Source organism: Corynebacterium faecium (assembly GCF_027257105.1).
Lineage (GTDB): Bacteria > Actinomycetota > Actinomycetes > Mycobacteriales > Mycobacteriaceae > Corynebacterium > Corynebacterium lehmanniae.
The window spans coordinates 114,168-138,231 of the sequence record NZ_JAPYJX010000001.1 but is presented as its reverse complement, the minus strand read 5'-3'; the positions used below and the strand labels follow the sequence as shown (position 1 = coordinate 138,231).

Below are 24,064 nucleotides of genomic sequence, written 5' to 3'. Positions count from 1 at the left end.
CATGGGCAAACACTCGCGAGAGAATCTCGTCACGGTGCAGTACGCGCAGGCGGGTACGTCTGTCAGCACGAACGAGCTCGGCATGCGCGAAATGCAGCGGCGCGTCTACGAGCAGCGCAACGCCGAATACCTCCTGATCAAGGCTCCGCCGGCCTCGGGTAAGTCGCGCGCGCTGATGTTCGTGGGGCTGGACAAGCTCTACAACCAGGGCCGCACCAAGGTCATCGTGGCGGTGCCGGAGCGCTCCATCGGCGGCTCCTTTGCCAACACCGATCTGGTCACACATGGCTTCTTCGCGGACTGGGAGGTCGAGCCGCGCAACAACCTGTGCACCCCCGGCAGCTCCGCCAGCAAGGTTGAGCAGTTCATCCGGTTCATGAACAGCACCGATACCATCCTCGTGTGCACCCACGCGACGCTGCGCTTCGCCTTTGAAAAGCTCACTCCGGCAGACTTCAACGGCACCGTGCTCGCCATCGACGAGTTCCACCACGTCTCCGCGGACCTGGACAACAGCCGCCTCGGGGCACTGCTTCGAGACATCATGAGCGGCTCCGACGCCCACATCATCGCCATGACCGGCTCCTACTTCCGCGGCGACGCCATCCCCGTGCTCATGCCGGGTGACGAGGCCAAGTTCACCCCCGTCACCTTCAACTACTACGACCAGCTCAACGGCTACGAGTACCTGAAGTCCCTCGGCATCGGGCACCACTTCTACCAGGGCCGCTACACCGACACCATCGGTGAGGTGCTGGACTTGGACAAGAAGACCATCCTGCACATCCCCAACGTCAACTCCGGCGAATCCACCAAGGACAAGATCGAGGAAGTCGGGCTGATCCTGGACACCATCGGCGAGAGCGTGGGGGAGGAGGAAGACACCGGGATCATCCTCGTGCGCCGGCGCGACAACGGTGAGATCCTGCGCGTGGCTGACCTCGTCGACGACACCGACCAGAAGGCGCGCGCCCGCACCCTGGCCTACCTCGTCGACGTCGCCTCGAAAGATCCGGACGCGGTGGACATCATCATCGCGCTCGGCATGGCGAAGGAGGGCTTCGACTGGCCTTTCGCCGAGCACGCCCTGACGGTGGGGTACAGGGCGTCGCTGACCGAGATCATCCAGATCATCGGGCGCGTCACCCGCGACGTCGAGGGCAAGACCCACGCGCAGTTCACCAACCTGCTTGCCGAGCCCGACGCTGCCCAAAGCGAGGTCACCGTGTCCGTGAACAACATGCTCAAGGCGATCACCGCCTCGCTGCTCATGGAGCAGGTGCTCGCGCAGAACTTCAACTTCAAGGCCAAAAAGAGCGGCGACGACACCAACGAGCCCGGCGTGCTCAAGATCGCTGGGCTCAAGGAGCCCTCCACCGACCGGGTCAAGCAGATCGTGGAGACGGACCTCAACGACCTCAAGGCCAAGATCCTGCAGGACGACACCTTCGCCCGCGCGGCCGTCGGCAGCGTCGACGCGGAGACGACCAACAAGGTGCTCATCCCTAAAATCATCCGCGAGCAGTACCCGGACCTCACCGAAGCGGAGGTGGAGGAGGTTCGCCAGCGCGTGGTGGTGGACTCGGTGGTCAAGTCGGGCGAGGTGCGCGAGGTGGGTGACAAGCGATTCATCGAGATGGCGCACCAGTTTGTCAACATCGACGACCTCAACATCAATCTTATCGACAAGATCAACCCCTTCCAGCGCGCCTTCGAGATCCTCTCCAAGTCCGTCACCCCCTCGGTGCTCCAGCTCATCTCCGACACCATCTACGCCACCCGAATCGACATGTCGCTGGAAGAAGCACTCGCGCTCTACCCACGGGTCAAGTCCTGGGTGGCGGTCAACGGGCGCGAGCCCGACCGTCGCAGCGACAACGCCGAAGAGCGCCAGCTTGCCGACGCCCTCCTCGTCGCCCGCAAAGCCGCTGCCGATCGCCGAGCTGAGCTGGCCGCCGTCCAGGCAGCCCAGCAGTCCCCCGAAGGAGCGCACCAGTGAGCAACGACCCCCTGCTTGACCAGCTCGACGCCCTCATAGCGTCCGACGGCGACGGGCTACTGGACATGCCGGAAAAGCCCCGGCCCGTCACCGAAGTCGACCGACTCGTGCGCGCCTTCAAAGAGATCAACGACTTTGTCTCCGAGCACGGCCGTGAACCCAGCCCCGACACTCTCGACATCGCCGAGCGCAAACTCGGCGCGCGGCTGGTGGGGATCCGCAGCAGCGCGGATAAGATCGCTGACCTCACCAAGCACGACGAGCACGGCCTCCTGGCCGCAACTCCCGCGCCCGCCTCGCTCGACGACCTCCTTGCTGGTGACTCCGACCTCCTGGGCGCGGTCCCCGACATCTTCGACGTGTCCACCCTGCCCGCTCGCAAGAGCCCCGCCGAGGACGGCGAGCGCGCGACCCGCGTGAAAGCCGCGGACTTCGCCGTGTTCGAAGGACACTTCAAGGCCAAGCACCAGGAGCTTGCCGAAGAGACGTGGAAGCTTACCCCCTTCGCCGGCGAAAGCAGCATCCGTGAGGGGAGATTCTTCCTGGTCAGTGGCCTGCTGTGCTTCGTGGCCGAGGTTCACGAGCCCAACGTCGAGCGCGGGGAGACCAAGCCGCGCCTGCGAGTAATCTTCGAAAACGGCACCGAATCCTCCATGTACCGCGAGTCCCTAGCCAACCGGCTCTACGAAACCGGTGGCCAGGCACTTACACGGGCGACCATGACCGCGGACGAGATCGGCGATGCCGATGAGGAAACCGGCTACCTTTACGTCCTGCGCTCACTCAGCGATCACCCCGATGTGCGCTCGCTGAAGGACCTCTACAAGATCGGTTTCTCCCGCGGCCCCGTGGAAAAGCGTATCGCCGGCGCTGAGAAGAGCCCCACCTACCTCATGGCTCCCGTCGAGGTCGTGGCCAGCTACCGCGCCTACAACCTGCGCCCGTCCGCGCTCGAGCACCTGCTGCACAGGGTGTTCGCTTCGGTGCGCTTGGATGCGTCGATAGTCGATGCCGTAGGCGGATCTGTGGCCGCGACCGAATGGTTCGTCGTACCGCTGCCGGTTATCGACCGCGCCATCGAGCTCATCATGTCCGGGGAGATCGTGGGGTACGTCTACGACCCGGTGGTCGGTCAAATGAAGCCCGTTGATGTTGGGGGTGAGGGCTGTGCGTCGGAGTGATTGGATGACTCGGCGAAAGCTTTTAAGTTTCCCAGGCCACCAAACCACGAACTTTTCGCTGAGATGGGCAACTGATGACGTGTAAGGTTTGATGAGTTTGAGGGGCGCGACCATAGCTGCTCACCAATATCTTTTACTGGTTAGCCAATTTAATGGAGATCGATGTGATTATGAAATTTAGTAAGTCTACGATTCCGGCATTGCGAGTGAAACAGTGGCTAGATGATTGGGGCAAAGTTAATTTCGACCCGCGAGAAGGCCAGTCCCGACCAGAGGAACATTTCTACCTCTTCTCGATCGCGGCTAAAGACCTTAGGAAACTTTCAGCTATTTATCGGCGTGACACTAGCACGGGAGAAGCCAGAAAAGATGATTTAGGAATTCAGCGCCGGCATGAGCCAACCCGAAGCGAGGAAATTAGGCGATATATTCGTGAGGGTTTTCCGGCATCGACGCTCACAGCTGCCCAACGCAACCAGAACGCAGATGAGAATTTGCAAAAACCCGGGTGGCTACCTACAGCGATTGTCGTAAATATCTTAAAGCCAGGGGATCAGAGAAATTCCAAGTTACTGGACGGTTCGAAAGCGATCGAAGTTCAGTCGGACGCTCAAACAGGGTTTGCGAAGTTGGTCTTGCCGAACGATATTGACTTCGAGATTCCGCCCATCGAAGTGATCGACGGCCAGCATCGTCTATTTGCGTTCGACGAGAGTTTGGAAGACTCTGGCTTTGAACTGCCGGTTGTCGCGTTCCATGGACTGGACGTATCTTGGCAGGCGTACTTGTTCTGGACGATTAATATCAAGCCCAAAAAGATAAACCCGTCCCTCGCCTTCGACCTATACCCTCTGCTTAGAGAGCAGGAGTGGCTTGAGCGAGGCGACCGTCTCGTGGTTTACAGGGAGACAAGAGCGCAAGAACTGACTGAAGCCCTGTGGTCGACTCCCGAAAGCCCCTGGTTTCGGCGGATCAATATGCTCGGCGGCCGGCGGAAAGAACACGGCCCCGTGACCCAGGCTTCATTCATTCGGAGCCTGACAGCTAGTATGGTGAAACCTTGGGAACCGAAAGGAAACCAAAGCATCGGTGGCATCTTCGGTGGGACACCTAATCGGAATGACGGTTTGGAATGGTCGAGGCTCCAACAGGCAGCATTTTTGATCACCGCATGGAAGCTTCTCGCAAAAGCTGTGAACACCTCAAAATCAACGTGGGCCGAGGAGACAAGGCAGCTGGGGGATCCCGCGCTACTTAGCGAACGTGCTGAGCCGCTCGTTATGTCGGGCTCGCGGGATGAGAGCTTGGAATTGGTAAATGACGTTCCTCTTTTCGAAAATGAGCTACTTCTCCTTTCGACCGACCAGGGGGTGCGCGGTTTTCAACACGTAGTTAATGATGTTTGTTATGTCTGCGCTGACGAGCTCAGACTCGCCGACTGGAGGGGCAGGGGCAATTTGCCGGACATTACGCCAGAAAATCTGGCAGATTCCGCAATCGAAATTCCCGAGACCATCCATAAGCTCCTGGCTGAAATCGCGACGAGTTTGTCCTCTTTTGATTGGCGCACGAGTAAGTTTCCAAATCTGGACCCAGACCTGCGTCGCCAAAAAGCAGCGTTTCGAGGGAGCGGTGGGTATAAGGAGTTGCGCGATCAGCTCGTGGATCATCTTGCTGAAACCGCGGGCGGTATGGTTTCGTCGGCTGCCTGCAAAATCAAGGGAAACAGGCGCCCGTGAGTAACACAGTCGCGAACGTCAACCAAGATCAGCTGCGAGAGGCGCATGACGAGCTTGTAAGGATTATGCGGGAGAAGGAATTCGATGAGACTACAGCTTGGTGCGCCGAAGACAACAGGTATTTTCCCCAAGGCGCGGACAGTCTGGATACAGACCTTCTCAACGGGAATACGGCCGTTGATGAGGCGAAAGAATTTATTGCGTCTTCGATTTTCGTGCACTCGTTCGACGCGTGGAGCTACCTCGGGCGCGCGGTTGATTCCCTGTTAAAAGGGGATGCGAATGCAGCGGTACATCTGACTTACTACTCCGAACTGAGAGCTGCGAAGAGCATCCTTGCATCGGAGGGCATATTTATTGGCAGAGGACGGAGCTATATTTGCACTAAAGACGATGGCTTCCTTGAGGTTAGCAATAATTCCACCCATGTCGCGGCATGGAAAATTTTGGACGCATGGTTTGAAGGGCAGAGGGCTGTCGACAAAGTTTCTGAAATGGTGCTGCCAGATAGCAGTCCGCTCTACGTGTGGCTAGAGAGGATTCCTGCCGGGAAATCTGTGGCCGTAGGCGAGATGCTCAGAGACGTTGCGTTGGATTTCGATTCTTTCAAACTCGATAAAGGGCGGCGAAATGTGGCCAGCTATGAGCCATCTTCACTCTTGCATACGTCTTTGGATCCTGATTTGATCAAACAAATCGTCGCCGATCTATGGGAGCAGGTCGAACCGATCGCGAGTGGCAACTTTTCTCGTTTGGATCAAGCGATCCTAGCGACCGTGCTCAAACGACAGTACCGAGCAACCTCGGAAGAAGGTTTCGAGCCGAGCGAGGTGGGGCAAACGACTCAGGTGAACGCTAACGAGGGCGAAGACTGGAAGAATTGGATTCTCTCCCTTACTCCAGCAGGGAAGGAAGGTACGGCCTTGCAACGGGCTCTACTCGGAGGCCCCAGCAGCGATGAGTTCAAAGAATTAGTGGGGGTAGCTTTCAATGACACCCGCGGAGAAATTAATCCAAGCCAATTTATTCGCCCCATGATGTCTCGGGCTACAATTCTTGCGCGATTTGCCACCGGCCTCGGTCGAGAAATCTTATTTGACGCGGGGCTTTCCTCCAGTGTCCTCCGATCGTGGTTAGACGATTTCGCTTTGGCGCGCGGGCTGATCGAACGCAAACCGTTGCCCGAAAGATCCGTCGATCTTTATGAAGATATAGGGGATGCCCTGGATTCTCTGGAAGAATCCCAGGCGGCGAACTTAAAACGGTTGTACACGGACCTCGAGATTTACATTGGAGCGTTAGGGCAGACAGAACGCATTGTGACTTGGAGTTATTCGTGAAATACATGGGCAGCAAGGCTTCCCTTCTCGAGGGTGAACTTGGTTCAATAACTCTTGCCAACGTTGCAAAGGCGGGGCGGTTTGTTGATCTTTTTTCTGGTTCGGGAGCAGTTGGAAACTTTGTAGCGGAGAATGCAGATATACCCGTCCTGAGTGCCGACCTCCAAGAGTATGCTCGAGTTTTCTCTGCGTCCGTTATCGAAAGAACAGCCTCCCTCGTGGGTAATGCAATTCTTCACGAATGGATACTGCCTGAGCTGGAAAAGGAGAGGTTGTCACAAGTTTCGAACCTAACCCCCGACGCTGTATGGCAGATGCGCCAGGACGCGGCGTCGGAGGGAAATGGGTTTATTTGTCGCGATTATGGCGGACACTACTATTCGCTATCCCAGGCGCGAACACTAGACCGGCTACATGATTCGCTTCCAGCTGAAGAACCAGAACGCACTGTTGCCATGGCTGCCCTCTTAGATGCTGCTAGCGCCTGTGCCGCAGCGCCGGGGCACACTGCTCAACCCTTTCAGCCGACGTCCAGTCTGCTACGGCACATCAAAAGCTCATGGAGTAAAGACATTGCAACAACTGTATATTCAGCGATTTCCAGGATATCTCCGGTTTATGCGAAACAGAGAGGCCAATCAGTTGTCAGAAGCGCTGAGTCGCTCGCTACAACGCTAAACGATTCCGATCTCGTATTTATAGATCCTCCCTACTCAGCTGTGCAGTATAGCCGTTTCTATCACGTCCTGGAGGGCATCGCCCGTGGAGGATGGCCGAAAATAGAGGGAAAGGGTCGTGCACCGTCGCTTAAGGAGCGCCCAGCGTCTGAATTCAGCATGAGATCCAAAGCACGCTCTGCGATGAGTGACTTGTTGAAGAACCTCAGGGATCGTGGATGCGACGTCATTATCACTTTCCCAGAAGCAGAGGCAAGCAACGGTTTGAGTGGCACTGAGATCGCGAAAATGGCAAGCGATGCCTGGTTTGTAGAGGTTCAGTATCTGGATTCGGTACACAGCACTCTCGGGGGGTCGAATACGCTCGGGCTCCGCGGGAGCCGCCGCAAATTGACAGAATCAGTCATAGTGCTCAGGCCAAAAATAAATCAGTCGGTGATCTCAGCCCCTTCTTCATCTGCCCGTGGAGGATCCAATGCGCTTGATTTGTTGCCTCAGATGCCAGAATCGGGCCGAGTATGAACTTTTACGGGTGAGACCAGCGTTCAAAGGTTTGTAGCCACCTGAATTAGTGTCGACCATCGCTGTTAAGAAGGGGCAATTTGCGGTCGCGTAACTTAAATCTTCGTTCAAGTTCTCTGCCCTTCTACTCTAAGCTCTCTGTAGGTGGTGTGAGACGCTTACATTAGTCGTGGGAGCTGGCGTATGAGGAGCGAAATCGGCGGCCCGCAGCCCCGCGTCCCCCAGTGCAAAAACAAAAGGGCAAGAGTCCACCGAACGCTATTTGCCAACCTGGTTGTGAGTCATCTGAGTCAAGGAGTTCACAATCATGTTGAAGTTTCGTACTGCTGAGAAGGCGGATTTGATCACGGAATACATTGCCGTGCCGCATGGAAAGAAAAGTTAAAGCGTCAGTACTTCGGCGGGGACTTGGATCGAGCGCTAGAGCGCACTTTAATCCCCCAAAACGCGCGCCACCGTGAACGGTGGCCCGCGTTGTGTACCCCCGCGCTTTCCCCCGAAGCGGCCCGGAAAAGATGTGATCTGTATTAAACTGCCCGTAACCTTATGACCGCAAACCCCTTTGCGAAAGGAGCCCGATGAACCCGGACAATCTTCCTCTGCACGACCTACCCAGCTTTAGCAAGATCCTGGTGGCCAACCGCGGCGAAATCGCCGTGCGTGCCTTCCGTGCAGCATTCGAGACCGGCGCGAAGACCGTCGCCGTGTACCCCCGCGAGGACCGCAACTCTTTCCACCGCCCGTTCGCGGACGAGGCCGTCCAGATTGGCGAGCCGGGCCAGCCGGTGAAGTCCTACCTGGACATCGACGAGATCATCCGCGCCGCGAAGGAAACCGGCGCGGACGCGATTTACCCAGGCTACGGGTTCCTCTCCGAGCGCGCCGACCTGGCGCGCGCCTGCCGCGACAACGGCATTAAGTTCATCGGTCCCTCCCCGGAAACGCTGGATCTGACGGGCGACAAGTCCGCCGCCGTCCAGGCTGCGGAGCGCGCCGGCCTGCCGGTGCTGAAGGACTCTGAGCCGTCCGACGACCCGAAGCAGCTGGCGGAGTACGCCAAGGACTTCGAGTTCCCCGTCTTCGTCAAGGCAGTCGCAGGCGGCGGCGGTCGCGGTATGCGCTTTATTGAGCGACCGGAGGACGTCGAGAAGCTTGCTGCTGAAGCCTCCCGCGAAGCGGAGGCCGCGTTCGGCGACCCGAACGTCTACCTCGAGCGCGCCGTGATCCGCCCGCAGCACATCGAGGTGCAGATCATGGCGGACTCCCACGGCAACGTCGTGCACCTGTTTGAGCGCGACTGCTCCGTGCAGCGCCGCCACCAGAAGGTCGTGGAGATTGCTCCGGCGCAGCACATCACCGAGGAGCAGCGCCAGCGCATCTGCCAGGACGCGGTGAACTTCTGTAAGGAGATCAACTACGAGGGCGCCGGCACCGTCGAGTTCCTCGTGGACGAGTCCGGCAACCATGTGTTCATCGAGATGAACCCGCGCGTGCAGGTCGAGCACACCGTGACCGAGGAAGTCACCGGCATCGACATCGTGAAAAACCAGATGTACATCGCCGCCGGCGCGAAACTGGAGCAGCTCCACCTCACCCAGGACCTCATCGAGGTCAACGGCGCCGCCCTGCAGTGCCGCATCACCACCGAGGACCCCGCCAACGGCTTTAGGCCGGACTCCGGCGTGGTCACCGGCTACCAGTCGCCGGGCGGCGCGGGCGTGCGTCTCGACGGCAACGTGGCCGTCGGCACCACCATCACCCCGAACTTCGACTCGCTGCTGGTGAAGATGACCTGCCGCGGCCGCAACTTCCAGGTCGCCGTGGACCGCGCGCTGCGCGCCTTGAACGAGTTCACCATCAACGGCCTGTCCACCAACATCGGCTTCCTGCGCGCCCTGTTGAGCGAGCCGGAGTTCCGCCACGAGCGCATCAACACCGGTTTCATCGCGGACCACCCGAACCTGCTGGAAGCGCCGGCAGCTGCCGACGACGCCGGCAAGATCCTCAACTACCTCGCGTCCGTGACGGTGAACCAGCCGAACGGTCCGCGCCCGACCAACATCCGCCCGTCCAAGAAGCTGCCGGAGGCCAACTACGGCGACCTGCCGCGCGGCTCCCGCGACGAGCTGCTCGAGCTCGGCCCGGCAAAGTGGGCGGAGAAGCTGCGCAACCAGACCGCGCTGGGCGTCACTGAGACCACCTTCCGCGACGCGCACCAGTCGCTTTTGGCCACCCGCATCCGCACCAACACCCTGGTCGCGGCGGCGAAGCACGTCGGCCACCTCACCCCGGAGCTGACCTCCGTGGAGGCCTGGGGTGGCGCGACCTACGACGTGGGCATGCGCTTCCTCCACGAGTCGCCCTGGATGCGCCTGGACGAGCTGCGCGAGGCGATGCCGAACGTGAACATCCAGATGCTGCTGCGCGGCCGCAACACCGTGGGCTACACCCCGTACCCGGACTCCGTGACCAAGGCGTTCGTGCGCGAGGCCGCCACCTCCGGCATCGACATCTTCCGCATCTTCGACGCGCTCAACGACGTCTCGCAGATGCGCCCGGCCATCGACGCGGTGCTGGAGACCAACACCACCGTCGCCGAAGTGGCCATGGCCTACTCCGGCAACCTGATGGACCCGGCGGAAGACCTGTACACGCTGGACTACTACCTCAAGCTGGCCGAGGAGATCGTCGACGCCGGCGCCCACGTCCTGGCCATCAAGGACATGGCGGGCCTGATGCGCCCGGCAGCCGCCGCCAAGCTGGTCACCGCGCTGCGCGAGCGCTTTGACCTGCCGGTGCACGTGCACACCCACGACACCGCGGGCGGCCAGCTGGCCACCTACCTGGCGGCCGCCAACGCCGGCGCCGACGTGGTCGACGTGGCGTCCGCGCCGCTGGCGGGCACCACCTCGCAGCCGTCCATGTCCGCCCTCGTCGCCGCCTTTGCGGAGACGGAGCGCGACACTGGCATCGACCTGCAGGCCGTCTTCGACATGGAGCCCTACTGGGAGGCCGTGCGCCAGGTCTACGCCCCGTTCGAGTCCGGCATCCCGGGCCCGACCGGCCGCGTGTACAAGCACGAGATCCCGGGCGGCCAGCTGTCCAACCTGCGCACGCAGGCCAAGGCGCTGGGTCTGGAGGACCGCTTCGAGCTCATCGAGGACTACTACGCCGGCGTGAACGAAATCCTCGGCCGCCCGACCAAGGTCACCCCGTCCTCCAAGGTCGTCGGCGACCTAGCGCTGCAGCTGGTGGGCCAGGGTGTCAGCCCGCAGGAGTTCGCCGAAAACCCGCGCAAGTACGACATCCCGGAATCCGTCATCGGCTTCCTGCAGGGTGAGCTGGGCACGCCTCCGGGCGGCTGGCCGCTGCTGCGCGACAAGGCGCTGGAAAACCGCAGCGAGGTCGACCACACCGTGAAGGTGCCGGAGGAGCTCGCCGCCGACCTCCAGTCGGAGGACCACGACACCCGCCGCGCCGCCCTGGACAAGTTGCTCTTCCCGAAGCAGTACGCCGAGTACCAGGAGCACTTGCGCACCTACGGCATCACCGACCAGCTCGGCGACAAGGCGTTCTTCTACGGCCTTGAAGAGGGCGAGGAGACCATGATCTGGTACGGCGAGATCGACGAGAACCGCCCGCCGCTGGTGGTCAGCCTCGAGGCCGTGGGCGAGCCGGATGAGAAGGGTATGCGCCAGGTCATCCTCACCGTCAACGGCCAGGTCCGACCGATCACGGTGCGCGATGAGTCCGCCGAGTCCTCCGTCGCCGAGGTGGAGAAGGCCGACTCATCCAACCCGGGGCATGTGGCAGCGCCGTTCGCCGGTGCCGTGACCGTCACCGTCAAGGAGGGCGACGAGGTCAAGGCCGGCGACCCGGTGGCAACCATCGAGGCCATGAAGATGGAGGCCGCGATCTCCGCCACCAAGGACGGCAAGATCGAGCGCGTCGCGTTCACCCAGCCGACCAAGGTGGAAGGCGGCGACCTCGTGGTGGTCATCGCCTAACGGGGCAGCAGTAAGCACCGCGCGGACCGTTGAACGGCCGCGCGGTGTTTGCTTTGTTGTGCCGAGGCGCGCTCGAGCACCGGCGACACGGGCCTACGCGGTGAAATCCTCCACGTCCACGACCATGACGTTGTCCTCGCCCTCGACATTCTTGAACCCGAACTTCTCGTAGCGGTGGCGCGCCCGGTCGTTGTCCGGGTCCACCCACAGCGCCACCTTCGGCGCGCCCTGGCGCTTCGCCAGCTCTACCGCCGCCTGCAGCAGCCTCACCGCGAGACGGTTGCCTGCGTAGCGGTTTTCTACCGCGATGGCGATTTCGGGGATGTCGGGGGCGAGGTTCGCGTGCCCGTCGTCAGGCGACTGCCAGTACCGCAACCACACGCCACCTGCAGGTACGTGGAATTGATCGAATGCGACGATGCCGCTTTCGCGCTCCGGGTCCCACTGGCCCACATAAGTTTCGGCGCCTTCGCGCTCGCTGTGGCCGACATCGCCGGCCTCGTTGCCGAAGACGTCGGCGAGGTAATTCAGCCGCCGCAGGTAGGTGCGGTCGGACTCGGTGGCCTCGCGCAGTTGGAACTCAGGTGTGTAATCCATGCGCTCCACGTTAATCTTTCCCCATGCTTCGACGCATTTGCCTATCGACGTCCACCGCCCTGGCCCTCGCCGCAACCCCCGGATTCGCCGTGGCAGCGCCCGTGGTGAACGACGCTCCACCCGCCGCCACCCCCGTGGTCAACCAGGGCGATTTGGTGGACGTGGTGGGCAAAGGGCGCTGCACCATCGCGTTTAACGACCGAGGCCAAAACGTCAGCTACACCGCCGGGCACTGCGGCGAAGAGGGCGACCGCGCCCTGGTAATGGGGGAGGGGTTCCGCGCCTCCGGCACGTTCCACCCGTCGTCGGCGATGAACGCGGACGAGGGCACCGCCAACGACTGGGGTGTGATCCGCTGGGCAGACGGCGTGAAGCTGGGCAAGAACGCCATATCCGGGGACGCGGTGGTGGCGCCGTCGCTGATGCGCTCTGGCGACCCGGTGTGCGTGTACGGCGGCACCAGCAAGAAGACGACGTGCGGCAGCTTCGCAGGCGCCATCGGCAACAACCTCTACTGGGACGGCCCGTCCGGCAAACCCGGCGATTCCGGAGGCCCGGTGTGGGTGGAGGGCAAGGGCTTTTTGTCCGTCTACACCGGCGTGAGCCTGGCGGTGGGCAGCAAGGGGGAGGAAGGCCGGCTCAACCGCAGCTCCGTGCCGGACAACGGCCCGCAGGTTAGCCCAGAAGAAGAACTGGAGCTGCTGGCGCAGGCGAAGCGCATCTCAACGCCGGTGGTGCACGAAACCGCGGTGCCGGGCGGCAAGCCGGAGCGGGTCAGTAACGGCGGCAGCTCGGATATGAGCGCGGTGGGGATCACCGCGATCGTGCTAGTCGCCCTCGCCGGGGTGCTGTTCGCGCTGCCGCAAATCGTCGGTGCGCTGCCACCGCAGTACCGCGAGCCCGCGCTGCGGATCATGCAGGGTTGGGGTTCCTAGCGGAAGGGCTACTTCAGCTCCATTAATACGGCGCCCTTGTTCACCTGGCCGCCAACCTCGACGGCCAGGCCGGTCACGGCGCCCGCCTTGTGGGCCTTGACCGGGTTTTCCATCTTCATCGCTTCCAGCACGACCAGCACGTCGCCCTCGGCGACCTCCTCGCCTTCCTCCACGTTGACCTTGATCACGCTGGCCTGCATGGGGGAGGCGACGGCGTCGCCGGAGACGGCTGCCTTGCCCGCCCGGCGCTTCTTCGGCTTGCGCTTGGCGGGGCCTGCCGCGACGAGTTCCTCGGGCAGGGCGACCTCGATGCGGCGGCCGTCGATCTCCACCGCGAAGGTGCGGCGAGAAGGCGCCTCGGTATCCGCGTCCTCGTCGGTTGCCGGGGTGGTGGGAAGCTCGCCGTCCCACTCCTCCTCGATCCAGCGGGTGTAGACGCCGAAGCCGTCCTCGTCGCCGACAAACGCTGGGTTGTCCAGGATGGCCTGGTGGAACGGGATCACGGTGGGGAAGCCGGCCACGACGTACTCGCCGAGGGCGCGACGGGCGCGCTCGATCGCCTCCTGGCGGGTGGCACCGGTGACGATCAGCTTGGCCAGCATCGAGTCGAACTGGCCGCCCACCACGGATCCTGCGCGCACGCCGGAATCCACGCGCACGCCCGGGCCGGCCGGCTCGGCGTAGGCGGTGATGGTGCCCGGTGCTGGCATGAAGTTCGCCGACGCGTCCTCGCCGTTGATGCGGAACTCGATGGCGTGGCCGTGGGGGACCGGGTCGGCGTCGAAAAGCAACTGCTCCCCGCGGGCGATGCGGAACTGCTCGCGCACCAGGTCGATGCCGGTGGTGGCCTCGGTGACGGGGTGCTCCACCTGCAGGCGGGTGTTGACCTCCAGGAAGGAGATCAGGCCGTCGGAGCCCACGAGGTACTCCACGGTGCCCGTGCCGAAGTAGCCGGCCTCGCGGCAGATGGCTTTAGCGGAGGCGTGGATGCGTTCGCGCTGCTCGTCGGTGAGGAACGGCGCCGGGGCCTCCTCCACAAGCTTTTGAAAACGGCGCTGCAGGGAGCAGTCGCGCGTGCCGACGACCACCACGTTGCCGTGCTGGTCCGCCAGCACCTGCGCTTCCACGTGGCGGGCCTTATCCAGGTAGCGCTCCACGAAGCACTCGCCGCGACCGAACGCGGCAGTGGCCTCGCGGGTGGCGGACTCGTACAGCTCCGGGACCTCCTCGAGCGTGTAGGCCACCTTCATGCCGCGGCCGCCGCCGCCGAACGCCGCCTTGATTGCCACGGGCAGGCCGTGTTCTTCAGCGAAGGCGACTACCTCGTCGGCGCCGGCAACCGGGTTCTTCGTGCCCGGCGCCATCGGGGCCTGCGCGGCCTCGGCGATGTGGCGGGCGGTGACCTTGTCGCCAAGCGCGGCAATGGCCTCGGGGGAGGGGCCGATCCAGGTCAGGCCTGCGTCGATGACCTTCTGCGCGAACTCCGCGTTCTCCGACAGGAAGCCGTAGCCCGGGTGGATCGCGTCCGCGCCGGACTTCTCCGCCGCGGCGATGACCTTGTCCATGTCCAGGTAGCTCTCGGCCGCGGTCTCCCCGCCGAGGGCGAAGGCCTCGTCGGCGAGTTGGACGAACGGCGCGTCCGCGTCCGGCTCGGCGTACACGGCGACAGACGCGATGCCCTCGTCCACACACGCGCGGATGACGCGCACGGCGATCTCGCCGCGGTTGGCCACCAGCACCTTGGTCACGCTGTTCGGCAGGTCAGTAGTCGCTGCAGTGGTAGGCACGAAGCAATCCCGTCCTTAACAATCGGAAAAACACACCGTTAGAAACGTCGGACAAACGTCGAACCATGTTACAGCGCCACCGCGCCGGCGTGCTTAATCTGCTTCGTTTTCGGGCGCGTCGCCCTTGGCCACAGGCATGCGCACCATGTTGCCCCACTCGGCCCAGGAGCCGTCGTAGAGAGCGACGTTGGTAAAGCCCAAGATGTGCTTGAGCACGTACCACGTGTGCGAGGAGCTCTCGCCGAGCTGGCAGTACACCACCGTCTCGGCGTCCTTGTCGAAGTCGGCGTAGATCGCCTGAATGTCCTCCAACGAGCGGAAGCGCGCGTTGGGGAACACCGAGCGGCCCCACGGCACATTCACCGCGCCGGGGATGTGGCCCTGGCGCAGCGACGGCGCGGAGGAAGGCCCCGGATTCGGGTCTTCGCCCAGGTAGAACGGGGCCGGCCGGGCGTCGATAAGCTGCGCGGGCGTGCGCTCCAGCAACTCCGAAGCAAACGCGCGGAAGGGCGCATCCTGGCGCTGAACCACCGGGTAGTCCGATCGCGGGTAGTCCGGCACCACAAAGGAAGTGTCGCGCTCTTCGCCCATCCACGCGTCGCGGCCGCCGTCGAGAAGCCGCACGTCCGGGTGGCCGAACAGCTCGAACACCCACGCGGTGTAGGCCGCCCACCAGTTGGACGAGTCGCCGTAGACCACCACAGTGTCGTCGCGGTTGATGCCGCGCGAGCGCATCAGCTCCGCAAACGCCTCGCCGTCGATGAAGTCGCGCACCAGCGGGTCGTTCAAATCCCGCTTCCAGTCAATGCGCACCGCACCGGGGATGTGGCCGATGTCGTAGAGGAACGCGTCCTCATCGCTTTCCACGACCTTCAAACCCGGCACGCCCAGGCGGGCGGACAGCCACGCCGCGGAAACGAACTTCTCCGGGTGCGCGTACTGCTGGAACTGCGGGGTGTCGTCGAGCTCGATGCCCATGGCGGCAACCTTTCTTCTCGCTCGTGTGCGGTGTGCAACACCAGTGTGCAAAACCACCGTCAACGATACAGAAACGAATGCAGCGCGCTTGACGCGTTCGGCCAGAAAACACGGTGGTGTGAACTTGCACACTATCAAATCGCTCGCCCGGTGGAACTCACTGCCGCGGGTTAAAGTCAAGTCAGGAACATACAGGTCGCGGCCAGTTTGTTCTAGCAATCTGACCTGCCCCGACGGCTCCTGCGTGAGCGTGAAGCGGGGCATGAACCATGAAAGGGACCAACCGTGCACAAGGCGATTGTTGTCTTCGAGGTCGAAGGCGGCTCCGACAAGTCCTTCGACGGCCACCGCAAGGACACCATGCCCATCGTGAACGCCATCAAGGAAAAGGGCTGGCACTCCGAGGTCGTCTACTTCCGCCCGGAGTGGGCGGACGACCTGTTCACCTACGTCTCCGAAAACTTCGACGCCTACATCTCCCGCGTGAACCCGGGCAACATCCCGGGCGGCGAGAAGGGCTACTTCGACCTGCTCACCCGCCTGTCCGAGGCCGGCCTGGTGGGCATGTCCACCCCGCAGGAAATGATCTCCTACGGTGCCAAGGACGCCCTGGTCAAGCTGAACAAGACCGACCTCGTGCCGGAGGACACCGCCGCGTACTACGACGTGGAGGAGTTCCACAACACCTTCCCGACGTCCCTGTCCTACGGCGAGCGCGTGCTCAAGCAGAACCGCGGCTCCACCGGCTCCGGCATCTGGCGCGTGCGCCTTGCCGACGAGTCCCTGGCCGAGTCCGTCGAGCCAGGCACCGCCCTGCCGCTGGACACCAAGCTCAAGTGCACCGAGGCCGTGGACAACCACACCGAAGACCGCGAGCTGGGCGAGTTCATGGACTTCTGCGACCAGTACATCGTCGGCGACAACGGCATGCTCGTGGACATGCGCTTCATGCCGCGCATCGTCGAGGGCGAAATCCGCATCCTGCTCGTCGGCCCGCACCCGGTCTTCGTCGTGCACAAGAAGCCGGCCGAGGGCGGCGACGCGTTCTCCGCAACCCTGTTCTCCGGCGCGAAGTACACCTACCAGAAGCCGGAGGAGTGGCAGGAGCTCGTCGACATGTTCGCCGAGGCCCGCCCGGTCATCGCTGAGAACCTCGGCGGCGACAACATCCCGCTGATCTGGACCGCGGACTTCATGCTCGCCGACGACGACGAGACCGGCGAGGACACCTACGTCCTCGGCGAGATCAACTGCTCCTGCGTCGGCTTCACCTCCGAGCTGGACATGGGCATCCAGGAGAAGGTGGCCGAGGAGGCCATCAAGCGCGTCGAGGAGAAGCACGCCTAAGAGCGTTTCGCTTCTCGACGAGCACTCCGCCCGTTCGCAACGGATCGTCTAGCAGACACAATGGCCTGCTAGACGATCCGTTTCTTATTGGCACCCATCTCCAACATCAGCTGGGGAAATAGATTGTCGGGTGCGGGATCGTCTAGCAACATTCGCTGCGGTGCTAGACGATCCGGCGATTAGTTGAGCAAGTAACCGGACTGGTTCCAGAACCGGTTGAACTGCTCGACGTCGCCAGCGACGGGCTGCACAGCGTCGCCTTGTGCCGTGAGGTCCACGGTGTAGTGGTCGGTAATACCTGCCGCGGTGGCTTCTCCGCGTTCACCCCAGGAGAGGCGGAGCTGGCCGTCGTTAAGCAATTCGATGCTCTCAACCTCTGTGAATAGCCGCATGTCGCCTGCGGGCTGGCCGTTGATGTAGAGCGCGAGGCCGTCGCTGATGGAGGCGCCGGTGCCTGCCGGGCGATCCCCGTCGCCGAGTGAGCCGCGGAACGTGATCCAGCTGATCGGCGCGCACGGATCGTAGTGGTTCTCGATGTTCTCGATCCAGTAGTTCATGTCCGACTGGCTGTCAGCCGCCGGCATGCGGCCCGGGGCTGTGCCGGTGGCGTACTGCTGGCGCGGATCGGTGGGCAGGCTGGCACAGTTGTCGCCCTCCGGGGCGGGGGCGGGGGCTGGCGGGGCAGCGGCCTCGCCGGCCGGTGGCTGCGCGGCCGCTTCGGTGACGGTCTTTTCTTGAGTCACCGTTTCGGGGAGGTCTGCACCTTGAGCGGCCGTGTCCGCCCCGGCACCGCCGATGGACGCGGTGACAGTGGGCGCCTTCCCGCCGGTTCCCGCAGCTGTGTCAGCTGTTGTGTCCTCCGTGGCGCTGCACGACGCAATCGCGAGCGCCGTCGGAACTGCAATGAGTAGCTTGGTCGCTTGGTTGATTTGCGTCATACCTCGTTAGGGTAAAAGCTTTTCGACGCTTTGCGGGTCGGCGTCGGAAAGCATCTGGTGGCAACGGTCGTATTCTGCCTGGTCACCGATAGCCTGTGAGGTTACTGCCAACATCGCAATGGCCTTCAACACGCCCTGGTTCGGCTCGTGGGAGGCGGGGACCGGGCCCCAGCCCTTCCAACCGTTGGCGCGCAGGCGGTCCAGGGAACGGTGGTAGCCGGTGCGGGCGTACGCGTAGGCGATGAGCTTGTCGCCGTCACTCAGTTCGCGTTCCGCGCGGGCGGCCCAGACGGCGGGGGAGTCGGGGTGGGCGAGCGCGGTGTCGTCTGCAAGCAAATCCTTGCCCGCGGCTGGGTCGGCGGGCAGCTCGATGGGCTTCGGGGCGAGCATGTCGTTGATTTCCATGGCCGCCAGGCTACTAGTTTCCTGGGAGACCGTGACGGGCCAGGCATTCGCGCATATTGTGGGGCGCGTAACCCGATGTGACCTGCGTCCCACACCGAGGAGCACCAATGGCTAGCCCGCTGTATGTCGCCCAAAACGGAACCTACGAGGAGTTTCTGGAGGTCTACGACCCGGAAGCGCACGATGCCACGGAGATGCTGTGCGCCGGACTGATCAACCGCGACCCGGAGGCTCGCGAAAAGATCAGCAACGACATGCTGGACCGCGGCGCGGATGCCACGGTGGTGGATTACGGGCAGAACACGCTGACGCTGCTGCTGAGCCACGACCGGCTCGCTAACGGCGACCCTGCACTGGCGCAGCGGCTTATCGACGGCGGCGCCGACGTGGACTATCGCGAAAGCGGTGGCGACGTACCCATGATGCTTGCTATTCGAATCCGCGTTGACGACGACGAACAGCGCCGCCCCCTGTGCGAGGCACTGTTCGCCGCGGACGTGGATTTGAACGAGCCGACGAACCTGCGCACCCGAAAGAACTCGATCGGGAAGTGGCTGCGCATGAACGTGGACGGGCGCCCCGGCAAACTCGATGTCCTGGACGAGTTTCTCAAGGCCAGAGGCTATTAGGAGGCGATTGTGGCAAGCCCGACGTACACGGCGAAGAAGGGCACCTACGAGGAGTTTCTCGAGGTGTTCGACCCAGAGGTGAACGACCCGACGGACATGTTGCTTAACGGCCTTACCAACAAGGATCCGGAAACCCGCGCCGCGATCTGCAACGACATGTTGGACCGGGGCGCGGATGCGTCGCGAGTCGAATACGGGCAGAACGCACTGACTGTCCTGCTGGGCAGGCACCGTCATCTGGGGTCCGGTGATGCAGCGCTTGCGCAGAGGCTTGTCGACGGCGGCGCCGACGTGAACTACCGCGAACGCCGGGGATCCTTGGTCCTGCAGCTGGCGATCGAGATCCGTGTGGACGACGACGAGCAGCGTCGACCGCTCTATCAGGCCCTGTTTGGAGCAGAAGAGCTGGATCTGGATCTTCCGTCCAACGCACACGAGCCAGTCATGAGCATCGGTGAGTGGCTGCGCATGAACGCCGACGACCGTCCGGAAAAGCTCTATGTCCTCGACGAGTTCTTGAAAGCAAAAGGTCATTAGCGAGGGAGAGAAAACCATGGCAAGCCCGCTGTATGTCGCCCAAAACGGTACCTACGAGGAGTTTCTGGAGGTCTACGACCCGGAAGCGAACGACGCCACAGAGATGCTGTGCGCCGGACTGATCAACCGCGACCCGGAGGCTCGCGAAAAGATCAGCAACGACATGCTGGACTGCGGCGCCGATGCGACGGTGGTGGATTACGGGCAGAACACGCTGACGCTGCTGCTCAGCCATGACGATCTCGGCAGCGGCGACGCGGCTCTCGTGCAGCGGCTCGTCGCCGCCGGCGCCGATGTGAACTACCGCGAAAGCCACGGAGACACACCGATCAAGCTCGCGGTAAAGATCGGAGCGGAGAGCGACGAGCAGCGCCGCCCAATCTATGAAGCGCTGTTCGGCAAGGATGTGGACTTGGACGAGCCGTCGAATGTCCGCAACCCTAAGAACAAGATCGGCGAGTGGCTGCGCATGTGCGTGGACCACCAGCCGGAGGGGCTCAAGGTCCTCGACGAGTTCCTCACAGCCCGCGGATTCTAGGGGCGCGTGCGGGGAGTTCGTCGCAAATTTGTACGAATCAACAACGCTAAAATCTGACCTGGGGTTTTGCAGGGCAGATTCCGAAAAAATGTCGATTCGTACAAAACCGCCCGGATCTCGGCCAGCCCCTCACTCCCAGAAGTCGGAGGCGTCCAGCCCGAAGCGGTAGAGGCAGCGGCGCAGCAGTGGCATGGATAGGCCGATGACGCTGGTGGGGTCGCCTTCGATGGCGTCGATGAACCAGCTGCCCAGCGCCTCCAGCGTGAACGCGCCCGCGCACTCCAACGGTTGGCCGGAGCGGGCGTAGGCCTCGATGTCGGCGTCGGAGACGTCGCCGAAGCGAATGGTGGTGGCGACGGTGTCCACCACCCACTCGCCACCGAACCACACGGCGTGCCCGGTGAGCAGCTGTGCTTCTTTGCCGCGCTGCGCCTTCCAGCGCTCGATGGTCGCTTCAACGGTGTGGGGTTTGCCCAGAAGCTCGCCGTCGAGCAGCAGCATGGAGTCGCAGCCGACCACCACGTCGTCGGGGAATTCGGCGATTGCCGTCTCAGCTTTGGCGCGGGCGAGCGTGGAAACGGTGGTGGCCGCATCGACGCCGTGAAGCGATGCGATCACTGCGTCCTCGTCGATGTGCGCCGGACGCAGCACCGGGGTAACCCCGCCTTGCTCGAGCAGCATGCGCCGCGACGGCGACTGCGACGCCAACACCAGCCGCATTAGAAGTACGCCGCAGAGGCGAAGGCGTGCGGGTTGAACGCGGCGGCGGGGTGCGATGCGCCCCAGCCGTTCGCGTCCGGCTGCACCCCGGCCAGCTTGCGCTCGCGCTGCAGCTGCTCAAGCACCTGCGACAGCGCGGCGAGCTCTGCCTCGGTGGGGTTGCCCTTGAGTACCTGAATGTCCACGTCAGCCTCCTTTTCGTGGTTAGAGCGGGATGTTGCCGTGCTTCTTCTGCGCCGGGTAGGCCACCTTGCGCTCCAGCAGGCGCAGGCCCTCCAGCACGCGGGCGCGGGTGGCGGACGGCTCGATCACCGCGTCGACTAGGCCGCGCTCGGTGGCCACGTACGGGTTGAGGTTCTCCTCGGCGTACTGCTCGGCGTCGGTGCCGATGGCTTCGGCGGCGGTGGGGGCGTCTGCAAGCGCGATCTGGGCGGTCGGCCACGCGAACACTAGGTCCGCGCCCAAACCCTTGGAGCCCAGCAGTGCATAGGAGGGGCCGAACGCCTTGCGGGTGACCACGGTGATCGTGCCCACCTGGGCCTCGGCGAACGCGTAGGCGAGAGCAGCCGCGGCGGCAGAGGAGCCTGCGCGCTCCTCCTCGACGGCCGGCAGGAAGCCCGGCGAGTCCACGAACTGCACGATCGGCAGGTTGAACGCGTCGCAGGTGCGGATGAAGCGCGCGGCCTTGCGGGCGGCGTCGCGGGTCAGGCAGCCGGCCAACACGCTCGGCTGCGTGGCGACGACACCAACGGCACGCCCGCCAACATGCGCAAACCCGGTGACCACAGAGCCCGCGTAGCCTGCGGAAAGCTCGAAGAAGTCCCCGTCGGTGACGGCGTTGATCACGTCGGCGACGTCGTAGGGCTGGTTGTCGTCATCAGGGATGAAGGTGTCCAGGCCAGCACCGGAACCGGCAGCCTCAGCGCCCAGCGGGGAGGCGGCCTTGTTGTTCAGCGGCAGGTAGCCCACCACCGCGCGCGCCAGCTCCACGGCCTCCACATCGGTGGCGGCGGTCAGCTGCGCCAGGCCGGTCCCCGCGGCGTGGACGGCGCTGCCGCCGAGCTGGTCGCTGGTGGTTTCGGTCTCGGTCACCTTGCTCACGATGTCGGCGGTGGTCACGTGCATCGCCGCGCCCTCGGCCATGATGGTGATGTCTGCCAGCGGCACGCTCGCCGCGGTCAACGCCGCCGCGTCGCCGGCCACGACCGCGATCTGCGGGATCAGCCCGGACGCGCGGGTGGCGGCGCGCAGGATCTGCGCCTGCATGTGCGCAGTGACGATGCCTTCCTTCCAGCGCGGGCCGGTGGAGTCGTAGATGCCGATCAGCGGCACGCCTGTCTTGGTGGCCAGGTGGTAGATCTTCAGCATCTTCTCGGCGTAGACCTCGCCGATCTGCCCGTCGAAGACGGTGGGGTCTTGGGAGAACAGGCATACCCTTCGGCCGTCGATAAGCCCGTAGCCTGTGACCACGCCGTCGGTGGAGGGCTTGGACTTGTCCATCTTGTACGCCTCGACGCGGTGCTTCGCCAGCGCGTCGGTTTCCACGAACGTGCCCTCGTCCACAAGCTTCAGCACGCGCTCGCGGGCGGTCGCGGCTCCGGCTGCGTGCACTGCGTCGATCGCGTCCTGACCGACCGGGGCCTGCGCCTCATCCAGGCGGTTGCGCAGATCCTCGATGCGGCCCGCGGTGGTGGTCATGTCGGGTTTGGATGAACTCATAACGCCTCAGTCTAGATTCCTTATGTGCCGCCATGCTTATCGACGGCTCCGCCGCCCGCGTTTCACCCTCCACCGACGGGCAGTAGAGCGGCGCCTACGCGCCGAGGAGGGCGAGCGGCATGACGATGATTCCGTCGGGTCGGACGTATGCCTGTTTACCTGTGGTTACCACCATCAGGTTGGTTACCCGGTCCGGGATGCGCTCGCGCAGCCACAGAAGGTGCCGGACATCGGCGTCCTCAACCCGCGGCTTGAGTTTGACCTCAACACCGACGACTTCTCGTTCCGGTCCTTCGATGATGAAGTCGACTTCCCGTTCTCCGGCGTTTGATCGGAGGTGGTACACCCGCGCTCTGGCTGCTTGGGCCAGCACACGGAGTGTGAGCGCAGTCAGGGATTCGAAGAGTGGCCCAAACATGTGGGCCGCGCGGTTGCTGAGGAGGCTGGATGGGCCGATGCCGAGCAGTCGTGCCGCGAGAGCGGGGTCGGCGAGGTGGTGTTTGGGGCCCTGCTGCAGCCGCTTGAACTCGTTATGCTCCGGAACCCACCCAGGGACTGGATCGAGCAGCCAATTCTTCGCTAGGTGCTCGCGGTATGCGAGCGTAGTTTTCTGATTCGGCTGCTCCACCTGGCCGCCCGTTGTGGCGTCGAGCAGCCTCGAGTAGGCGGTGGTCGTGGAAGTGGCCGCGGCATAGGCGCGCAGCCAGCTCCGGAGGCTTTCGGGCCGGCGTACTTCGTAGCCTGCATCGGGGATGTCGCGGTCGATGATGCGCTCGATGTACGAGTCGAGCATCAGCGTTTGGACCGTGGGATCAGCCGCGGCGATAGCGGGAAAACCACTGCCGGTGATGAGCTTGGCGTAATCGCCGACCTCGAAATCCGAGTGTCCCGACACATCGTTGTCTCCGCCCAAGATCCTGGCGAAGCTGCACGTGGGGTCGGAAACGCCGCGTTCATGGACGGCCATCGGGCGCATTCTTAACGAGTAGATCCGCCCGGCGCCCGAATGGGAACCCTTCGCGTCGACGGGAGTGGCCGAGCCGGTGAGCAGAAAACGCCCGGGGGCAGTTCCTAGGTCCACTTGGCGGCGAACTGCATCCCAAACCTGGGGGAGATGCTGCCACTCGTCGATGAGCAACGTGCCGTCCGGCGCTGAGGAGAGCGAAAAATCGGCCTCCGCAATGCTGCGCATATCCGGATCATCAAGGAACCAAGTGGTGTTGGCGCGGCGTTTGGCCGTGTCGGTTTTCCCGACACCTTTCGGCCCGTCAATGGCGATTGCGGACAGATGGGGCATGAGAAGGTCGAGCTCGTCGTCGAGGGTGCGTCGGAGGTAGGCCATATTGGGCATTGTACTGCACGAAAGTGCCCTACTACCGTATTTTCAGGACTCCTACTACCCAATTTTCAGAAGCTCTACTACCCGATTTTCAGGACTCCTACTACCTGATTTTCAGAAAAGAGGCCCC

At 63.1% G+C, this 24,064-nt stretch carries 20 protein-coding genes; 11 read left to right on the top strand and 9 right to left on the bottom strand.

All coding sequences use genetic code 11. The annotated features are described in order from the left end of the window. Position 1: 1 nt before the first annotated feature. The 6 genes from O5O53_RS00715 (at position 2) to O5O53_RS00690 (ending at position 11,465) form a co-directional block, all read left to right on the top strand. Positions 2-1,999: a DEAD/DEAH box helicase gene (locus tag O5O53_RS00715; protein WP_269508135.1), complete on the top strand. Its 1,998-nt coding sequence runs from the start codon at positions 2-4 to the stop codon at positions 1,997-1,999. Further along, entirely contained in the window at positions 1,996-3,180 is a 1,185-nt protein-coding gene (locus tag O5O53_RS00710) for a GIY-YIG nuclease family protein (RefSeq protein ID WP_269508132.1), read from the top strand. The genes O5O53_RS00715 and O5O53_RS00710 overlap by 4 nt, the downstream gene beginning before the upstream one ends. 152 nt (positions 3,181-3,332) lie before the next feature. After that, positions 3,333-4,919: a DGQHR domain-containing protein gene (locus tag O5O53_RS00705; protein WP_269508130.1), complete on the top strand. Its 1,587-nt coding sequence runs from the start codon at positions 3,333-3,335 to the stop codon at positions 4,917-4,919. Beyond that, positions 4,916-6,259, top strand: a complete 1,344-nt coding sequence (locus tag O5O53_RS00700; protein ID WP_269508128.1) for a hypothetical protein — start codon at positions 4,916-4,918, stop codon at positions 6,257-6,259. The genes O5O53_RS00705 and O5O53_RS00700 overlap by 4 nt, the downstream gene beginning before the upstream one ends. Then, positions 6,244-7,458: a DNA adenine methylase gene (locus tag O5O53_RS00695; protein ID WP_269508125.1), complete on the top strand. Its 1,215-nt coding sequence runs from the start codon at positions 6,244-6,246 to the stop codon at positions 7,456-7,458. The genes O5O53_RS00700 and O5O53_RS00695 overlap by 16 nt, the downstream gene beginning before the upstream one ends. A gap of 578 nt (positions 7,459-8,036) precedes the next feature. After that, the gene (locus tag O5O53_RS00690; protein ID WP_269508123.1) at positions 8,037-11,465 is read left to right on the top strand and encodes a pyruvate carboxylase; all 3,429 of its coding nucleotides are present in this window, start codon (positions 8,037-8,039) and stop codon (positions 11,463-11,465) included. A gap of 93 nt (positions 11,466-11,558) precedes the next feature. Here the strand turns inward: O5O53_RS00690 and O5O53_RS00685 are convergent, their stop codons facing one another. Then, positions 11,559-12,062 (bottom strand): GNAT family N-acetyltransferase, encoded by a 504-nt coding sequence (locus O5O53_RS00685; protein WP_181889919.1) that lies wholly within the window; start codon positions 12,060-12,062, stop codon positions 11,559-11,561. A 23-nt stretch (positions 12,063-12,085) separates the two neighbouring features. On the opposite strand from O5O53_RS00685, the gene O5O53_RS00680 reads away from it, so the two are divergent. Further along, complete coding sequence (locus O5O53_RS00680; protein WP_269508120.1) at positions 12,086-12,997, top strand: chymotrypsin family serine protease; 912 nt, start codon at positions 12,086-12,088, stop codon at positions 12,995-12,997. 8 nt (positions 12,998-13,005) lie between these two features. On the opposite strand, the gene O5O53_RS00675 is transcribed toward O5O53_RS00680, so the two are convergent. Both O5O53_RS00675 and O5O53_RS00670 read right to left on the bottom strand, forming a co-directional pair. Continuing rightward, on the bottom strand, positions 13,006-14,784 hold the full coding sequence (locus O5O53_RS00675) for an acetyl-CoA carboxylase biotin carboxylase subunit (RefSeq protein WP_269508118.1): 1,779 nt from the start codon (positions 14,782-14,784) through the stop codon (positions 13,006-13,008). 93 nt (positions 14,785-14,877) lie between these two features. Further along, positions 14,878-15,762, bottom strand: coding sequence for a sulfurtransferase (locus O5O53_RS00670; protein ID WP_269508115.1), 885 nt, complete (start codon positions 15,760-15,762; stop codon positions 14,878-14,880). 285 nt (positions 15,763-16,047) lie between these two features. Here O5O53_RS00670 and O5O53_RS00665 point away from each other — a divergent pair, with 285 nt between their 5' ends. Continuing rightward, on the top strand, positions 16,048-17,109 hold the full coding sequence (locus tag O5O53_RS00665; protein ID WP_269508112.1) for a Cj0069 family protein: 1,062 nt from the start codon (positions 16,048-16,050) through the stop codon (positions 17,107-17,109). Between the two features lie 179 nt (positions 17,110-17,288). Here O5O53_RS00665 and O5O53_RS00660 read toward each other — a convergent pair whose 3' ends face one another. Next, a complete protein-coding gene (locus tag O5O53_RS00660) occupies positions 17,289-18,047 on the bottom strand; it encodes a hypothetical protein (RefSeq protein ID WP_269508110.1) in 759 nt (252 codons plus the stop codon). A 6-nt stretch (positions 18,048-18,053) separates the two neighbouring features. Beyond that, complete coding sequence (locus tag O5O53_RS00655; protein WP_181889924.1) at positions 18,054-18,452, bottom strand: DUF3151 domain-containing protein; 399 nt, start codon at positions 18,450-18,452, stop codon at positions 18,054-18,056. 107 nt (positions 18,453-18,559) lie between these two features. Here O5O53_RS00655 and O5O53_RS00650 point away from each other — a divergent pair, with 107 nt between their 5' ends. The 3 genes from O5O53_RS00650 to O5O53_RS00640 are packed head-to-tail and all read left to right on the top strand — an operon-like array spanning position 18,560 to position 20,156. After that, a complete protein-coding gene (locus tag O5O53_RS00650; protein ID WP_269508108.1) occupies positions 18,560-19,081 on the top strand; it encodes an ankyrin repeat domain-containing protein in 522 nt (173 codons plus the stop codon). A gap of 9 nt (positions 19,082-19,090) precedes the next feature. After that, positions 19,091-19,618 carry a hypothetical protein gene (locus O5O53_RS00645; protein WP_269508105.1) on the top strand — a complete coding sequence of 176 codons (528 nt, stop codon included), beginning with the start codon at positions 19,091-19,093 and terminating at the stop codon, positions 19,616-19,618. Positions 19,619-19,634: 16 nt separating this feature from the next. Beyond that, positions 19,635-20,156: an ankyrin repeat domain-containing protein gene (locus O5O53_RS00640; RefSeq protein WP_269508102.1), complete on the top strand. Its 522-nt coding sequence runs from the start codon at positions 19,635-19,637 to the stop codon at positions 20,154-20,156. 129 nt (positions 20,157-20,285) lie between these two features. Here the strand turns inward: O5O53_RS00640 and O5O53_RS00635 are convergent, their stop codons facing one another. The 4 genes from O5O53_RS00635 to O5O53_RS00620 all read right to left on the bottom strand — a co-directional run bounded on the left by O5O53_RS00635 (position 20,286) and on the right by O5O53_RS00620 (position 23,937). Further along, on the bottom strand, positions 20,286-20,876 hold the full coding sequence (locus O5O53_RS00635) for a Maf family protein (protein WP_269508099.1): 591 nt from the start codon (positions 20,874-20,876) through the stop codon (positions 20,286-20,288). Continuing rightward, positions 20,876-21,061 carry an acyl-CoA carboxylase subunit epsilon gene (locus O5O53_RS00630; protein WP_063938569.1) on the bottom strand — a complete coding sequence of 62 codons (186 nt, stop codon included), beginning with the start codon at positions 21,059-21,061 and terminating at the stop codon, positions 20,876-20,878. Before O5O53_RS00630 ends, O5O53_RS00635 begins: the two co-directional genes overlap by 1 nt. A 19-nt stretch (positions 21,062-21,080) precedes the next feature. After that, positions 21,081-22,595, bottom strand: coding sequence for an acyl-CoA carboxylase subunit beta (locus tag O5O53_RS00625; RefSeq protein ID WP_269508096.1), 1,515 nt, complete (start codon positions 22,593-22,595; stop codon positions 21,081-21,083). A 94-nt stretch (positions 22,596-22,689) separates the two neighbouring features. Continuing rightward, on the bottom strand, positions 22,690-23,937 hold the full coding sequence (locus O5O53_RS00620; RefSeq protein WP_269508093.1) for an ATP-binding protein: 1,248 nt from the start codon (positions 23,935-23,937) through the stop codon (positions 22,690-22,692). Positions 23,938-24,064 lie beyond the last annotated feature (127 nt).

What these genes read in the sequence shown, in the direction of transcription:
- O5O53_RS00715 (WP_269508135.1), top strand. Translation starts at nt 2, where the DNA reads ATGGGCAAACACTCGCGAGAGAATCTCGTCACGGTGCAGTACGCGCAG.
- O5O53_RS00705 (WP_269508130.1), top strand. Translation starts at nt 3,333, where the DNA reads ATGGAGATCGATGTGATTATGAAATTTAGTAAGTCTACGATTCCGGCA.
- O5O53_RS00690 (WP_269508123.1), top strand. Translation starts at nt 8,037, where the DNA reads ATGAACCCGGACAATCTTCCTCTGCACGACCTACCCAGCTTTAGCAAG.
- O5O53_RS00685 (WP_181889919.1), bottom strand. Translation starts at nt 12,062, where the DNA reads ATGGATTACACACCTGAGTTCCAACTGCGCGAGGCCACCGAGTCCGAC.
- O5O53_RS00680 (WP_269508120.1), top strand. Translation starts at nt 12,086, where the DNA reads ATGCTTCGACGCATTTGCCTATCGACGTCCACCGCCCTGGCCCTCGCC.
- O5O53_RS00670 (WP_269508115.1), bottom strand. Translation starts at nt 15,762, where the DNA reads ATGGGCATCGAGCTCGACGACACCCCGCAGTTCCAGCAGTACGCGCAC.
- O5O53_RS00660 (WP_269508110.1), bottom strand. Translation starts at nt 18,047, where the DNA reads ATGACGCAAATCAACCAAGCGACCAAGCTACTCATTGCAGTTCCGACG.
- O5O53_RS00655 (WP_181889924.1), bottom strand. Translation starts at nt 18,452, where the DNA reads ATGGAAATCAACGACATGCTCGCCCCGAAGCCCATCGAGCTGCCCGCC.
- O5O53_RS00650 (WP_269508108.1), top strand. Translation starts at nt 18,560, where the DNA reads ATGGCTAGCCCGCTGTATGTCGCCCAAAACGGAACCTACGAGGAGTTT.
- O5O53_RS00640 (WP_269508102.1), top strand. Translation starts at nt 19,635, where the DNA reads ATGGCAAGCCCGCTGTATGTCGCCCAAAACGGTACCTACGAGGAGTTT.
- O5O53_RS00635 (WP_269508099.1), bottom strand. Translation starts at nt 20,876, where the DNA reads ATGCGGCTGGTGTTGGCGTCGCAGTCGCCGTCGCGGCGCATGCTGCTC.
- O5O53_RS00625 (WP_269508096.1), bottom strand. Translation starts at nt 22,595, where the DNA reads ATGAGTTCATCCAAACCCGACATGACCACCACCGCGGGCCGCATCGAG.
- O5O53_RS00620 (WP_269508093.1), bottom strand. Translation starts at nt 23,937, where the DNA reads ATGGCCTACCTCCGACGCACCCTCGACGACGAGCTCGACCTTCTCATG.